The sequence below is a fragment of the Streptococcus pantholopis genome (assembly GCF_001642085.1).
Classification (GTDB): Bacteria; Bacillota; Bacilli; order Lactobacillales; family Streptococcaceae; genus Streptococcus; species Streptococcus pantholopis.
Genome location: NZ_CP014699.1, coordinates 1816514 through 1831122 on the forward strand (window position 1 = coordinate 1816514; position 14609 = coordinate 1831122).

At 39.2% G+C, this 14609-nt stretch carries 14 protein-coding genes and 1 pseudogene; 3 read left to right on the forward strand and 12 right to left on the reverse strand.

Annotated features, from left to right (window positions below):
- The 8 genes from essB to A0O21_RS08410 all read right to left on the reverse strand — a co-directional run bounded on the left by essB (nucleotide 1) and on the right by A0O21_RS08410 (nucleotide 8123).
- On the reverse strand, nucleotides 1–1233 hold the full coding sequence (essB, locus tag A0O21_RS08380; RefSeq protein WP_067064215.1) for a type VII secretion protein EssB: 1233 nt from the start codon (nucleotides 1231–1233) through the stop codon (nucleotides 1–3).
- Complete coding sequence (locus tag A0O21_RS08385; protein ID WP_099092243.1) at nucleotides 1234–1476, reverse strand: EsaB/YukD family protein; 243 nt, start codon at nucleotides 1474–1476, stop codon at nucleotides 1234–1236.
- Between the two features lie 637 nt (nucleotides 1477–2113).
- Entirely contained in the window at nucleotides 2114–2569 is a 456-nt protein-coding gene (gene essA / locus A0O21_RS08390; RefSeq protein ID WP_067064219.1) for a type VII secretion protein EssA, read from the reverse strand.
- A gap of 2 nt (nucleotides 2570–2571) precedes the next feature.
- Nucleotides 2572–5502 carry a type VII secretion protein EsaA gene (gene esaA / locus A0O21_RS08395; RefSeq protein ID WP_067064221.1) on the reverse strand — a complete coding sequence of 977 codons (2931 nt, stop codon included), beginning with the start codon at nucleotides 5500–5502 and terminating at the stop codon, nucleotides 2572–2574.
- 81 nt (nucleotides 5503–5583) lie between these two features.
- Complete coding sequence (locus tag A0O21_RS08400) at nucleotides 5584–5874, reverse strand: WXG100 family type VII secretion target (RefSeq protein WP_067064223.1); 291 nt, start codon at nucleotides 5872–5874, stop codon at nucleotides 5584–5586.
- A 466-nt stretch (nucleotides 5875–6340) separates the two neighbouring features.
- Nucleotides 6341–7474, reverse strand: a complete 1134-nt coding sequence (locus A0O21_RS08405; protein WP_067064225.1) for a helix-turn-helix domain-containing protein — start codon at nucleotides 7472–7474, stop codon at nucleotides 6341–6343.
- On the reverse strand, nucleotides 7455–7619 hold the full coding sequence (locus A0O21_RS11030; RefSeq protein WP_227806862.1) for a hypothetical protein: 165 nt from the start codon (nucleotides 7617–7619) through the stop codon (nucleotides 7455–7457). The genes A0O21_RS08405 and A0O21_RS11030 overlap by 20 nt, the downstream gene beginning before the upstream one ends.
- Before the next feature lie 15 nt (nucleotides 7620–7634).
- Complete coding sequence (locus A0O21_RS08410) at nucleotides 7635–8123, reverse strand: hypothetical protein (RefSeq protein ID WP_227806863.1); 489 nt, start codon at nucleotides 8121–8123, stop codon at nucleotides 7635–7637.
- 267 nt (nucleotides 8124–8390) lie between these two features.
- Here A0O21_RS08410 and A0O21_RS08415 point away from each other — a divergent pair, with 267 nt between their 5' ends.
- Both A0O21_RS08415 and A0O21_RS08420 read left to right on the forward strand, forming a co-directional pair.
- On the forward strand, nucleotides 8391–9149 hold the full coding sequence (locus A0O21_RS08415) for a CPBP family intramembrane glutamic endopeptidase (protein ID WP_067064227.1): 759 nt from the start codon (nucleotides 8391–8393) through the stop codon (nucleotides 9147–9149).
- A 130-nt stretch (nucleotides 9150–9279) separates the two neighbouring features.
- The gene (locus tag A0O21_RS08420; protein WP_067064229.1) at nucleotides 9280–10029 is read left to right on the forward strand and encodes a CPBP family intramembrane glutamic endopeptidase; all 750 of its coding nucleotides are present in this window, start codon (nucleotides 9280–9282) and stop codon (nucleotides 10027–10029) included.
- Between the two features lie 715 nt (nucleotides 10030–10744).
- Here A0O21_RS08420 and A0O21_RS08425 read toward each other — a convergent pair.
- Together A0O21_RS08425 and A0O21_RS08430 are read right to left on the reverse strand one after the other, a co-directional pair.
- The gene (locus A0O21_RS08425; protein ID WP_158511703.1) at nucleotides 10745–11056 is read right to left on the reverse strand and encodes a hypothetical protein; all 312 of its coding nucleotides are present in this window, start codon (nucleotides 11054–11056) and stop codon (nucleotides 10745–10747) included.
- Nucleotides 11057–11423: 367 nt separating this feature from the next.
- Nucleotides 11424–12290 carry an AAA family ATPase gene (locus tag A0O21_RS08430; protein WP_227806864.1) on the reverse strand — a complete coding sequence of 289 codons (867 nt, stop codon included), beginning with the start codon at nucleotides 12288–12290 and terminating at the stop codon, nucleotides 11424–11426.
- Between the two features lie 95 nt (nucleotides 12291–12385).
- Here A0O21_RS08430 and A0O21_RS11035 point away from each other — a divergent pair.
- Nucleotides 12386–12556: pseudogene (locus tag A0O21_RS11035) on the forward strand (transposase); the annotation flags it as partial.
- 468 nt (nucleotides 12557–13024) lie between these two features.
- On the opposite strand, the gene A0O21_RS08435 reads toward A0O21_RS11035, so the two are convergent.
- Both A0O21_RS08435 and A0O21_RS08440 read right to left on the reverse strand, forming a co-directional pair.
- Entirely contained in the window at nucleotides 13025–13486 is a 462-nt protein-coding gene (locus A0O21_RS08435) for an NUDIX domain-containing protein (protein WP_067064233.1), read from the reverse strand.
- Complete coding sequence (locus tag A0O21_RS08440) at nucleotides 13479–14405, reverse strand: DNA-3-methyladenine glycosylase family protein (RefSeq protein WP_067064236.1); 927 nt, start codon at nucleotides 14403–14405, stop codon at nucleotides 13479–13481. Before A0O21_RS08440 ends, A0O21_RS08435 begins: the two co-directional genes overlap by 8 nt.
- Nucleotides 14406–14609: the final 204 nt, after the last annotated feature.

Genomic DNA, 14609 nt, shown 5'->3' on the forward strand with positions numbered 1-14609 from the left:
TTATTCCTCTTTTGAAGCCGCCGTCTGAGACGAATCCTGCTCACTGGCTGCAGCCTTGGCATCATCACCGTCATTGAGACTGGTCTGCCGGTCTTCCCAGTATTTTTCATATTCCGACTGGAGGGTGCCAAGCTCCTCTTCGCGCTCGCTTCCGGACAGGCTGTCATCATTGCGGACTTCCTGAATCTTTTGCACCAAACCATAGATAATCAAATCCGAATCATCCAAGCGCTTTGCAATGTCAATGGCCTCATCATTGCGTTCACGGCCGCTCTCAATCCAGTAGTCCAGATAGAGTTCATCTGATTTCAGACTGACATTGTTCAGGATAATCTGCCTCTGATCGTCTGAAAGTTTCAGCACCTGAATATAGGCGTAAGCCAGCTCGTACTTCTGCGTATAAGGAAGAGAGCCCAAATCAACATCTTTCAGCTTATCGATCACACCCGAGTAGTCCAGCTTGATAAAAGCCGTATCGGCTTCCAGCATTTTTTCTTTGAAAGGATTGCGGACAAAAACCAAGTAAGCCAGAGGCAAAAGCAGCATAATCAAGCCGGCTGTCAGCCAGATAGAGGCATACTTGTAGAGTTTGTGACGGGACTTATTGACCAGAACAAGGCTTTCCCCTTCCTGCTGCAGCCGCTGGCGGTAGCTGGTCTCCAGCTCCGAGCGAAGTTCCGCAACAGTCTGCAGAGGCCGCAAAGCCTTTAGAAAGTCCGGCAGTTCGACGACATCCAAAGCCCCATTATAAAGAGCCAGAAAATCATGCTCGGTAAAAAGGCTGATAATAAAGCATTTGGCCTGCTTGACAAAGTCCGGCCTGTCCATCTGAGAGGGCACCATGATTTCAGGAAGCCCCCGATAAGCGATTTTGAGCTGCTGGTCTTTGGTAATGAACAGATTTTCCGGATGCAGAAAAAAGGTCACCGGCAGGCTGAGCGCCTGCTCCAGATCCAAAAGATTAAGAGCCAAACGCAGGCGTTCAGACATCAAGCGTTTCTTTACCGCCTCATAGCTGAGACCGTCCTTGGGCAGAGCATAAGTAAAGGTAATATCATCGTCATCAAAAACCGTTGTCTGCTCCAAAAAGAGAGGATGGTGCAAATCCAAAAGCACCAGCTCCTCCAAAGTCTGACTGGCTACATCTGACCGCTTCAAGGTCAGCTGCCACTGGCTGTCATCTTTGTGATAAATAAATGCCTGCTCCAAAAAATCAAGATGCACCTCTCTCACTTACAAAACCTCCTCAATGTCAATCACATCACCCGTTGTCACAGGAAAATCCGACAAATTTTTCCCCTCATCCAAAAGCAGCCCCTTATTGACAACCCTCAGCTGATACTTGCGGCGCTTTTTCTCATAACCAAAAATACTGTCCAGCTCCTCAATGAGCTTAACCACCTCAATCTTTCGGGGAATCCGAATATCCATCACCTTCCCCTGCCAAACCAAACTCACATTAATATGATCCATCACACCACCAACAACAAGATACAAAGGGCGTTCAAGCTCACAGCAAAAATAGGAGCCTGACCGCCGAGTCACTAAAGACTCAAGAGAGGGCTGCACTCACAGAGTAGCCACATTCGTACGTCAGCATACGCTTCCTACGACTGCGTCTCTTTTTTGCCAAGAGCTTAGCCCGTGTTCAATTAACAAGATACAAAGCCCGTTAAAAGAGCAAAGCAAAAATAGGAGACTGGACGAAGAGCCGCAAGGCTCTAGGACAGGCTATCTTTTTTGCACAGCTCTTAGGGCGTGTTCAATTCCAGCAAGATACAAAGCCCGTTAAGAAATCCGTATGAAAATAGGGGATGGCAAGTGATGCTTGCATCACACTGGCAGCCATCTTTTTCACTAGGATTTTAGGGCGTGTTCAATTCACCAAGATACAAAGGGCGTATAAAACGCAAAAGGAAAATAGGGGACTGACTGACGAATCGCCAGATTCTAAGTCAGGACATCTTTTTCCCGCAGCGTTTAGCCCGTGTTCAATTCATCAAGATACAAAGGATCCAGCCTTTTCACATTCCTATGTTTGAAACAATCACTTACTTCTTATTTATTCGCATTCGGACAGAACCAAGGGAACTGCACACCCTTTTTTAGCAGGTCAGTCCGGCTGCTCTTCCTTGCTTGCCAGAAAACTCAGAAGACCGGCTCCGCCGACAAGCAGCAGGCAGACAGCACTGTAGAGATAGCCTGCCGGACTTTCCTTGGTCTGGCTGTCAGCATCCAGCTTTGTGGCATAGCGGTTGGAATCCCCGTCAGCAAACAGGCTGTTCAGCTGATAGATATCTGTCTTTTCCTGCTTTTGAGCAAAAAGCTGGGCCAGACGGCTGTCCAGCTCATCGGACCGGTTTTCCTTTACTTCCTTTAACTTTTGCGTATCGGCTTCAGAAAAGAGCGAAGCCAGAATTTCTGACTGCTGGTAGAAGGCCTGCTCCTCCTCCTGCTCGATACGTCTGCTGTCAAGTTTCAGGCTGTTATCCTTCAAATCAGAAGCAAAGGCGGGTATGGCCTGCCAAAGGCAAAACCATACCCCGATTAAATAAAGAATTTTTTTCATGTTTACGCCTTCGACCATTTCCTTAGATTAAAGGACCAGCTAAAGAAGACATTGACTGCTGTCAGTGCCAGCACCGCTGCAATCAGCAGCAGGAAGACTGCAAGACCTGCAGCAGAACTGTCAAAATAAGCCGACAGATAGCCTTCCAAAAGTGAAAGGGGGTTGAAACGTTTCAGAAGGGTCAGAATCCGGTTCAGACCGACTGTTGTCCCAATGGCATTGGACAAGTAGACAAAACTCATCATCATAAAGAGAATGAGCCCCATACCGACAGCTTTCAGGTTTTTCAGCAGGAAGTACTGTCCTTGTGTCAGCAGGAAACTAAAGAGCGTTACCAAAAGCACCCAAGAAGGCAGCAGTTCGGCGCTTACTCCCAGCTGACGGCCGGACAGAACACCCAGCAAAATCCCGATAGCAGCTGCTAACAGGCTGAGAATCCCGACATTTAAAATATCGGTATGCGCCAAGCGGTCTGTGGTAAACTTGTCTTTGGCTTTTTTAATCACATTATAATTTGCAAACAGATAAGCCATAAAGAATGTCACCACTTCCAGCAGTAAAATCCAAGTGAAAGGACGGTAGACATTGACCGAAGCCTTGACTGATGAGGAAGATTCGCCGACCGGATTGGAAAGGAACTTCAAGAGCACATCATTAGCTACGCCATCGCTGTAAGCGTTGTTTAGCACCTTGACAAAAGCTTCAACAAAATCGCCGCTCTCTTCCAGTTCTTCATTAAAGGCAGCCATCAAATCTTCGGCATCCTTAGAGAGCTTCTGACTGTCATTCTGTGCTGATTCAACACTTTGATTAAAGGAGGCAAACACACTGTTGACTTGATCGGCCTGTGTCACATTAGCCTCCGATGACGATTTGGCATTGGCTGTCGCTGACAGAAGCGACTGCAGTTCAGAACTCAGGGAAGTCAGGCTGCTGTCAGACGCAGACAGTTTTTCCGAAGCCGAACTTTGCAGAGTGCTGACATTATTGACCTGATTCTGCAAATCAGAAAGTGCCTGCAGCTGATCGCTGATGTTAGTGGTTACCGTTTCGTTAGTTTTTTGAACTTCAGCAATCTGAGTAGCCAGGCTGTCACGCTGCCTTTCTAAATCTTTTATTTTTTGCTGCAGTCCGCTGTCGCTGATGCCGGATAAATTGGCATCAATAGCATCGGCCAGAAGATTGGCCATCAGATCCTTGGCATTTTGCCCGAACACAGCCATCAAAGTGTTGACTTTATCGTATTCCCCGTTAATTTCCTCAACCTTACGGGCATAGGCCGCCTCTGCTTTACGGTAAGCTTCTTCTTCCGTTGCCAGACTGGCAACACTGATGCCGTTAATCACAATCTGAATGCTTTCGGAAGTATCGGAAGGAATATTATCATTATAAGTATAGTCGAAACTAAAGCTGTTTCCGGAATCGCTCAAGTCCACATCAACATCCTGAGTCGCAGTCCCCTTATTTTCTCCGTTGAGCGACCAGCTGTTCAGAGTGATGTGGCTGGGAACCACAATACTGACCTTGGCAGAGAGCGAGCTGGTTTGGCTGACTGATACTGTCTCATAGTCATTCTTTCTGTCTTCCAGGTCCTTTTTGGCATCAGTCAACTCCTGCCGCAAAGCCGCATTGCCTGTCGGAGTTGAGTTGTAGACGGCAGCCTGACCGATGTTGAAGGCATGGACACTGTCAGCCGCATCGCCGTCAAGAACTGTCATGTCACTGATTAAATCATTAATCCCCGTACTGTCAGCTGCTGGCAAGTTATCAATAGCACTGGTGAGCTGGCCGGTCATCCCAGCCGGTTTCAAAAGATCAAAGAGTGTTAAATCAGCAGTGTCCTTTTGATAAGTTGTTTTCAGATAAGATTCGACAAAGCTGCTGATATCATTTTTAGCACTGCTGATATTGGTTTGCTCTGTTGCCAGTGCTTCTTTCAGGCTGGCAATGGCTTCATCCAGACTGGTGACACTGACACCGCTGGCAGGTGCAGCCACAGCTCCTCCATTTGCAGGCAGTGCATCGCTGGCAGCCTGAATCTGGCTGCTCAGGTCTCCCTGTGCTTTTTGCAGAGCAGTTAAGAGCGTTGTGATTTGTCCCGAGAGCACCTCACGGTTCATTTCCATTAAGGCTGTCACAAATTCTCCGTATGAGATTTGGTCTTGTGCCCTTTGCTCAACCAGACTGTTCAAGTTACCGTTAAAACTTTGCTGAGAAGTATCCAAGTTTCCAAAGAGTTCTGCTGAACTGCGCAGGGTCTGCACCAAGGCCTCATTAGCGGTCAGAGAGCTGCCTGAGCTGGAAACCAGAATTGGAAAACCATTCTGCAGGGCTGTCGCTGCTCCCAAAAGATTGGCCCTGTAAACACCGACATTGCTGCTTTGTTCTTCAGTAATAGCCTGAATATTTAGCTGAGCCGTATAGAGGTTGCTCAGGATGCTGGCCATGTACATATCCACCAGCTGGCTGTTCAGGTCAGCTACAATGTCCTTGCCCAGCTTAGCCGCTTCAGTCTCCAGCTGCTGGTTGCCGTTAGCATTGACTTCATACTTGACATTGACTTGGTCGACATTGACATTGTTGATATCAAGGACTTTCTTTGAAAAATCACTGGGAATGGTCACCGCCAGCTGATATTTCCCGCTTCTGAGACCGCTGTCTGCCGTCCCGCGGCTGACCACAAACCAATTTTGGCTGTCGTCTCTTTCGATTGTCTTAATATAGCTTTCTCCCAGACTGTAGCGCACACCGTCCGTAGACATAATCGCCCGGTCTTCATTGACAATAGCGACATTCAGTTTGCTTTGCTGGCTGGTTTTCTGATTGGCTGTTTCATTTTGGCGCCAAACAGCCATGTTGAGCCCGGCTGCAGCAGCCAGTAAGGCCAGTACCGCTAAAATACTTAATAAATAGGTTATAAATTTCTTGTTCATCTTTATCTTTTGCTGCCTTATACGAAAAAACTGGAACAGGTAAACACCTGTCCCAATCTTTATTAAGCGTTACCCTAACAATTATTGCTGAATTTGCGATGCAATCTGTGCATCAGTGTCTTCAATAGTCGTAGCAACTTGGTTTAACTGCTGATTAATTTCATCTAACAGATCAGCAAATTGGCTGACTTTTGGCGATAATTCATTGAACTGCTGATCAAAGCTGTCAAAAGAAGTACCGCTCCAGTTAGCTGCGATATCAGCTTGTGTGTTTGTCAGTGTTGTCAAAACATCGCGGACTGATGTCGCACCGTTAGTGTAGCTAGTTGCTTGTGAGCGCAGTTCTTCTGGCGTTAATTTAATTTGAACCATAAACAAATCTCCTATTTTTTTAATTTGATAAGGCTATTATAACAGAATTGCATTTTATTGTCAAACGTTTGACACTGATTTGTTACATTTTTGCAATTTAATAGTATAGCAGTCACCCTCCAGCTTCCCCCTGCAATTTTGATTCACTTGCTTTCATTCCGGCAGCACCGGCTTGGTCAATATGTTTGCCGTCTCTCATGAAATCTGAAAAACGGTCCCTCATTGACGCATTGGGAAAATCTTAGCGCCAACCGATACAGCCGCCACTGCAGAAACTCCTGCTAAGACAATAGCGCTCTGCCATTTTGTCTTTGGCACTGATGACAGGTGGAAAAACATTGAGACTTCTATATAGTGAAAGTTCTTGCATTAAAGGGATAAACTCTGTCCAGCTGACAGTTAAAGTCTCCTGTATAAAATGATATAGCCTTATGCATAAAAAAGAAGCCTTAAGCTTGAGGCTTCTTCACTTTATAATTCTCAGCGTAGGTGCTTTCTGAACAATTGTTTCATCAGTAGCAATCGAAACATCTAATGATTTTTCCAGCTCATCCTGTGGTAAAGACAAATATGATAGTATTTCATTTTTTTGTAAAATATCATTATTAACAATTAGTTCAAACACTTTTCGATAAAGGCTTGGTTTCTCAACCGACATCTCATCATCTAGAGGCTCTTTCTTCTTCCATTTATTATAGGCTATCCGCCTGAATAAATAGAGCCTTTGATCTTCTGAAATTAATTCTAATTGAAAAGTTCTCATAACCATTGCCTGAATAGACACTTTCCAACGTTTCTTTAATTCTATATAAAAGTCTAAATTCGTTGACAATAGTGAATCTAAGAAACCTTTTTCTGGTAATAGCAAGCAGGATGCAAAATAATGTGCTTGCTTCTCAATAACATTTTTTAGTTCTTGAGGCGTATAGTCATGAATGCTTTCAACATCTCCGTGAAGTAAGATATGCCCTAGTTCATGGGCAACATTAAAACGGCGACGCACAGCAGATTCTCCATTATCTGTCAACATAATAAAAGGTCGATCCTCTATCCATTCTGAAACAGCATCTAAAGTATCATCTGACATAGTGGATTCGACAACAATAACACCATGCACTTCAGCACTTTCAATCAAATTGGCAATTGGTAGGTTCTCACCTAACCCCCAGCATTTTCTTAGCTCTGCTGCCTTGTTTTCAATATCTTCATTGGTAATATCATAAATATTTTTCATCAAAGTCTCAGGCAAAGTCAATTTAGGAAAATTGACATATCGTGATAGAAAATCATAAATTTCTTTTTGAAATTCTAATCTCACAGCCTGCATATCTCTGGTCCGCTTTGTTGCAGCGGATTGGCTTCTAAAGAAAGTAGCTCCTTCATAAAAACCTTTGTTTTCAGAGGTAAAGTAGTTATAGGGAAAATTCAGTTCAGATACAATTGCCAACAAATTAGTCGCACCAGGCTGTGTTTTCCCCAACTCATAGTTAGAAACCATCTGCCTTGAAATTCCTGTTCTCTCAGCGAGTTCTTTCTTAGTCAATCCTCTAGCTATACGAGCTTTCTTTAGTTTAGAAGGATTAAATCTTGCGTGTTCCATTAATTTCTCTCCTAAGTAATTCTTCTGAAAGGTCCGTTAAAGTCAAATCTAAGCGCTTCTGTGTTGCTTTTTCCTCAGCGGTCGAAGTAATAATTCTTTGAGCATTTAAGATATCCACTTTTTCAATCCACTTCTCACTCGCCATATCTGGCAATCCTAATTATACAAATTCTAACTGATGATTGCCACCACCATAAGTTAACAATAAATAAGGCGGATTGTTTTCATCATAAGAATGATTTAAATCTTCTTGAGTCGTAAATAAATCAAACTGTCGATTTTTAATACTTCCGAGACTTCTATGAAGAGCTTTCGATGGCATACTTGCCGCAGTTCTTGTCTTGACTGGTGAAATGATAGCACCTTTTGTTTCTATCATAGTATAAGTATAGCCATTCTTATTGTTAGCGGCTGACACCATTTGAACATCTGATTTCATTAATGAATCACTAAGTACCAAGCGTAAAGCAACATCAACCAAAGCTTGCCTAATATGGCCGTATGTTTTACGCATTTCTGGACGCTTCAAAACAGGTGTAGATTCTACTAAATCCCAAAGAAAACGATAAGCTTCCCTTACACTGTAAACTAATTCTCCCGCTAATCTAATATCACATTCTTGCTTCAAGTAATCCTGTAAAATTCCCATAATAACCATCTCCAATTAATATAGCGCTATCTATGTTAATAGTTTACATTTTTTTAAAAAAAATGTAAACACTAAAAACATACTATCACATAAAAAAGAAGCCTTAAGCTTGAGACTTCTTCACTTTATAAGTTTTAAGCAAAATCTACTTCAAAATTTTACGCATGACAGTTTTCTTAGATAAAAAACAGGCCAACAGTAGCTGTTCTTCAGATGGCTGTGTTATGATTTTTAAAGAACCTATTCATAACTAATAGGAGAAATGATATGAACAGATTACAGGCTATTCGAGGCACTAAAAAGATTCGTTTGCTCAAATGGTGGGATATTCTCATCCTAACCCTTATCCTCTTTTTTCAGGCCATCCAAACTTCGTTTGCTATCTTCTTTACATTAGAAGATGGTGCGCTTGCGGATGTCCCAGAATTCACTAGCGCGGTTAATTGGCAGGCCTTTTTACACCAGTCTTTCTTACTGTTTCTGGCTTTTTTGTATCTATGGCTGCGTCATTTTGATTTTTCTGTATGGACATCAAAGATTCGCATTACTCCGCGAGCTATCTTTATGGGAGTTGGCATTTTTATTGGTTTTTCACTCATTTTCGATTTATATTTGATAGGGACTTCTATGCTGATGCCGCCGACAGCAGCTGAAGCCAGCGTTAGCTATGCTGCCACACCTACCAGCTTGCACCCTCTGCTCCAAAGACTCTCAGAAGTTGACCTGTCCTTATTGGTTTTTTCTGCTTTAAATGGTTTCTATGAGGAAATTTTCTTTCTTGGCGTATGCTTAACGGTGAAAGCAGAGCATCGGCGCTGGGCATTGCTGTACTCGCTCATTGTTCGTTACGCCTTCCATACTTATCAGGGTAACATTCCTGCTCTGGGAATTGGTATCTTGATGGGGACTGTCTATTACGTTTTGTATGCACGGATGAAAGAGAAAAACCTTTTCCCTTTCTTCTTAGGACATGCCATTAGTGATGTGATGGGGCTAGGAATTCTCGGTTATTTTTGGTGGTTTTAACATCTTTACCATGCCGAACGGGCAGTAAAGAAAGCCACTAGATTCATTTAATCCTGAAAACATCCCTTGCGAGTGCAGTTTCTGAACTCTTTCAAGGGAAAGATTATTAAAAAATTAAAAAGGAGACTGTATGGACCGTCAAAAATCTATTTATACGATTTCACTTATCTACGCTGCTATAATGCTTGGGAGTTACTTTTATACTTTTCAAGCTAGGGGAATTTCCTATTCATCTAATCAGTTTTTGATTTCTGAACTGCCATTTTTAGGATTGCTTGCTGCTATGATGGTGCTATATGTTATGAAAAACCCTCAAAACGTTGAGCTGAGGGAAAAATTCCCGCTGAGACGGCGGTATTTCTTCTTGGGCTTTGTGCCATTGGCAATTAGTATTATGGCCTTTTGGCTGCTGCAATCCCATCTAGCATTTTCTTCCATTGGTATTTTTGTTGCCACTATTTGTGTTGGCGTCGGAGAAGAATTGTTATTTAGAAAGGTGCTGCTAGCATATTTCTTAGAGCGCTTTCCGAGAAAACAGGCTATTATCTTCTCCGCCTTGTGTTTTGGGCTATTTCATGCCATCAATTTATTTGCGGGCAGTAGTCTAAAAGGCGTCATTTTGCAAGTGGTGGTGACTACTATCTCTGGCTTTTATTACGCTTATCTTTACCTGTTCACCAAAAAAATCAGCTGGTGTGCAGCCGATCATGGTCTGTGGGATTACTTCTTGACGATGATTACTGGAAAGCTCCCTCCAATTTTCTTTATTCTGGTTTTTCTACAACAAGCTTTCCGCTTAGGGATGATATTATTTATGACACATCAGGCTAAGAAGATTCCAGAACATACAGACTTTGAATCTTCACAAAGCAAGGCCTAAAAACAAGAGAAACTTCAATTATTCCTATCAAATCTCAATTCATATAGCCACTTTACGGCGGCCAGCTCTGGTAAACCTACTTGACAATCTGGAAGAACAAATCCTAGTTTGCTTTTATTGCAGCCGTAGTTCTTTGCTAGGCAAGAAAAACAGAAAAATCTCCTTGGACAATCCAGGTCACCCGTGAAAACGGGTGGCTTGTACAAAGGAAAGACTGCATTTTCTTCACTCTTATGAAACGTTTAGGGAATAGCTCCATAAATATTACAATAAATGTGTACTCTCCCTTATTTCCAACACAACAAAAAGAAGTTGCTGATGCCTTTGATAATTTAATTTTTAACAATAAGGCAAATTAAGACAATAAAAATTTATACATAGGGTCTCCCCTTGCTATGAAAGGAAGCGCAAAAACATTATGATGAACATGCAAGACTTGCTCCACGATTTTTTAAGTCTTGCAATCGTTCAAAATGTTGATTTAAAGCTTTTCTAGATTCATTAAATCGAACTAAAAACACTTAAATTTATATCAAAAAATAGACAATAGCAGTATCTTCTTTGTAATCTAAAAAACGCTTCACTAACCAGTGAGGCGTTTCCTACTCTCTAAAACCGTTCCTGGCTTTCACTTTACACTGGTCTTAAGAGATGATTATATTATTTTCAGAAAGATATCGTCCACATTTTTAAACTGATTATAATACTGTTGTAATTATTTTGCATTTTTATTTAAGGCATCTACTCTATCAATTACTTCAAGATAATAATTCCCAATTATATTTTTTAAATAGACAAGTAATAATAATTTATATGAACCACCTACACCCTCGAATAGACAAAAGATAGAATGAGATTGATTTTCGTTTAAATGTATGTATACTGCATTGAATGAAAAATAACCACCATCTATATTATCTATACTTAGACTATTTTCTTTAACATACGGTGTAAGAATAATATAGGTTGACTTTATTGTTCCTGAATTTTCATATATTCTTATTCTAGGCACTTCGATTTCCTTCACCACATTATTGAAAGAAGCTTTTACTTTCGATTTACCTTCTATTTTATAAGAAATAGATAGCTTAGCTCTCCTGTCAGTTTTTAAAACATTAATTCTGTCTATATGTACAGTAATTATACTAATCAGAAATGCAAAAAATGCAATTGGTTCACTTATAACCTGCTTATAAACATAAACAATTATATTAATTAATAATTCAACACCTAATACCTCAGACTACCTCAATATATAAATTAATAAGGATAGTGCCACCCAGAACCAAAAATTTTTATAGAAATATACTTTTTTCAAATTAAATTCACTACCTCATGTTTCTATCGTATTTTCTCTGATAATTAACATAATTAGTTTGATTTATCCTTTATAATTACCTCCAATAGCTTATCTGCACAACATCTTCAACATACTTTCTTATCGCTCTAACATTAGGAAGAGCATTTAATTTAGATTCCATGCTTTCTAAAATCTTAACTTCATCTAAATATCCCTTATACTCCTTAGTCATGGATTCTGAGTCAATAATTTTTGAATAGACTATCTTTGAAATCTGCTTCTTCTCGTCAAAAGATAACTGAGAAAATTTAATAAAGCCATCGAATCGGCTTAATAGCGTTACATCAACATTTTTCTCCATTTCTGACCGACTTTTAAAATTAGATGTGCAAATAATAATTGAATTACTTAAATCTACTTTATAATTTTGGTCTTCATAGATACCTTCATCAAACATTTGAAAGAAGGTACTATGAAAAAATGCAGGAGCTAGAGCAAACTCATCAAGCAAAATAACATTAGATTCTCTGTTTAATAATGTTTTAGAAAACGAGTCTTCGCTATGATTTGTTGATTTAAAATATTTTACACTTGATTCACCACCAACCATAGACATTTGTTCTCGAATAATATTGTCATTCCCATATAGTGTAGTTGATAGTTGTTTTGCTGTTTCAGTTTTTCCAATCCCTGGTTCACCATAAAACATTAAAACTAATGGTTTTGAACTCGGACGTATTAGTTGAGCAACTAGTTTTCTTAATAAACTTTTCTTAGCTTCTCCTTGGCCAATTATGCTTTCATTTAAGTCATGTATTACATCTTGTAAGTCATGTATTACATCTTGAAACTGTTTCTTTTCAATTTTCTTAAAAGTACTTTGCTCAATATGTACACTTTCCGAAGGAATTTGTTGCCTAATTAAGTGAAAAAATTTTTTAGGAGGATTATGAAGGTACACTTCTAAAATATCGGCAAACTCAAATATTTTTACTAATAAACCAATATTTTCAAAAACTAAGAACCTGTATTCACAAAAAATGTTAAACTAAAACTATGACACGAAAAGCATATGATACTGATTTAACTGATGAAGAATGGGCTAAGCTAGAACCCTATTTTCCTAAACATCGTACCTATAAATGGGCCAAACGAGAACTTGTTAATGCGACCTTGTACATCACCAAAACAGGCTGTCAATGGCGCATGCTTCCCCATGACTTTCCCCTTTTAATAAGTAATACTAAAGACCCAAATACCTTGTTAGATTGGTGAATATTAATTCCAGCACAAGACCGATATAAGATATCCATAACTATCTTCCTTCTTCTAGAAAATAGTGGACTTATCTACTGAATTAAATCATATTTTTATACTTATGCTCTGTGCGATATCTTTGAGAGTCCTCATCGGTAGAGTGGATTAGTTTATTCCTTGATAACAGCGATCGTTAAAATTATCAACCACAAAGCCCTCACTAAGTCCTAATGAGGGCTCTATGCTTTGTTTTCATACTTTTGTGGGTAATTGCAAAGCAATCATCAGTGTCTGTCCCAGATTCCTTTTATTTCTCTACCAAAGATAAAACATACATGAAAATTTTCATCATAGTTAATTCTTGCCCTACACCAATTTAACTATTAATCAAAATACTATAAATTACATAGAAACCCCTATTATAATTTTGATTAAGCCCTAATCATCTCCTATTTCATCATAAATTATATCATATAGAATATTGCTTTCGTAATTTTTTAAAGCAATTATGTTGTGAGGAAGAGAATTCTCTGGCAAGGAACTTGGTTTTACCCATAACAAATCTTTTATTTGGTTGGGTTCATTATTTTTTATATTAATTTCTTCATTTTTAGAAATATTATACAGAAAATAAATATAAATATAGTTATCCCGAATATTTTGAATAAGTGTAACATAGACTAACTTTTCTGGTGAAATTTTTAGTCCTAACTCCTCCGAAGCCTCTCTCACAGCAGCCTTTTTAAAATTCTCATTACTATTAACATGACCGCTGACTCCTAAATCATAAAATCCGTCTAAATATCCAGTGTTATCTCTTAATTGTAAAAGTAATTTATTTTCTTTCAATAGGATGATAGAAACAGTAATTTTAAATTTACCATCTTCCAAATCAATCATAATTTTGCTCCTTATCCACTTTGCTAAGCATCCAAAATTCCCAAATATAATACACTAATAGCGATTTATTTCCACACCACCTATTAGTAAATTCTTTTACATTAGTCTTTGATACGGTCCTAGTTGGTAACTTATATAAGTGCTCAACGGCTCTATGTAACCCTAAATCTGCCACAGGAATAGTATCTGGTACCATAAAATAAAATAGCCCCAACATTTCAACTGTCCATTGACCAATTCCCTTAACCGAAATTAATAATTCTTCTAGTTCTCTAAACGAATAATCTTCTAATGAATTATCTAATGCTAAAATTTTACTAGAAACATCTATAATAGCATTTGCTCTTCTTGCGGGAATCCCAATTTCTCTAAGTTGAGAAATAGTTAAATTGTTAGCAATAAATTCAACATTAGGAAATTGATAATAATAAACTCCATCAAAATACAACCTATGGTCATACCTCGTGACAAACTTTCTAACCATATTTGATGCTACTTTTAAACTAACTTGCTGACTAATAATAGTGCGGAATACACAATTCATAAGGCTTATATCTTTTATAAGACGCAGCCCATTTAATGACTTCATCAATTCCCTAGAATTGACATCTCCATACGCATTCAAATTTGAATAAAACTCATTATAAATTGGGTTATCCAAATCAAATACATCTCTTACCTTTTCTGTAAGCCAATCAATATCAATTTCACTAGCCTGCCCGAACAAAATTGCAACTTTAATTGTATTACTTATTTGAGTAACTTCTAGCAAACAGTTACACCTCTTATCATCGACAAACATTCTACATGAATTTAAATTGGTTCTGACAATCGGAAATAATTTTCCCATCCTCTCAAGACAATCCAGTGACTTAGCTAAAGAGTAGTTATCAATATCTTTAATTTCTATTATTTTCATTACTTTCCATCTTTGTCATAGCCCACGCCTTATCAATATATTTAGGTACATCACAGTCCTTTAGAGTCCAAAAATTATCAACAGATTGGGCATCAATTTCATCATTAAATTCAACAATTTTTTTAAATTTAATAACCTTAGATTTTATTATATCATAAAAATATTGCCTATTTTTCGACACTTGACATTCAATCAATTTATATA

What these genes read in the sequence shown, in the direction of transcription:
- essA (WP_067064219.1), bottom strand. Translation starts at nt 2,569, where the DNA reads ATGAAAAAAATTCTTTATTTAATCGGGGTATGGTTTTGCCTTTGGCAG.
- esaA (WP_067064221.1), bottom strand. Translation starts at nt 5,502, where the DNA reads ATGAACAAGAAATTTATAACCTATTTATTAAGTATTTTAGCGGTACTG.
- A0O21_RS08400 (WP_067064223.1), bottom strand. Translation starts at nt 5,874, where the DNA reads ATGGTTCAAATTAAATTAACGCCAGAAGAACTGCGCTCACAAGCAACT.
- A0O21_RS08405 (WP_067064225.1), bottom strand. Translation starts at nt 7,474, where the DNA reads ATGGAACACGCAAGATTTAATCCTTCTAAACTAAAGAAAGCTCGTATA.
- A0O21_RS11030 (WP_227806862.1), bottom strand. Translation starts at nt 7,619, where the DNA reads ATGGCGAGTGAGAAGTGGATTGAAAAAGTGGATATCTTAAATGCTCAA.
- A0O21_RS08410 (WP_227806863.1), bottom strand. Translation starts at nt 8,123, where the DNA reads ATGGGAATTTTACAGGATTACTTGAAGCAAGAATGTGATATTAGATTA.
- A0O21_RS08415 (WP_067064227.1), top strand. Translation starts at nt 8,391, where the DNA reads ATGAACAGATTACAGGCTATTCGAGGCACTAAAAAGATTCGTTTGCTC.
- A0O21_RS08420 (WP_067064229.1), top strand. Translation starts at nt 9,280, where the DNA reads ATGGACCGTCAAAAATCTATTTATACGATTTCACTTATCTACGCTGCT.
- A0O21_RS08435 (WP_067064233.1), bottom strand. Translation starts at nt 13,486, where the DNA reads ATGATTGATTTGGAAGATGGTAAATTTAAAATTACTGTTTCTATCATC.
- A0O21_RS08440 (WP_067064236.1), bottom strand. Translation starts at nt 14,405, where the DNA reads ATGAAAATAATAGAAATTAAAGATATTGATAACTACTCTTTAGCTAAG.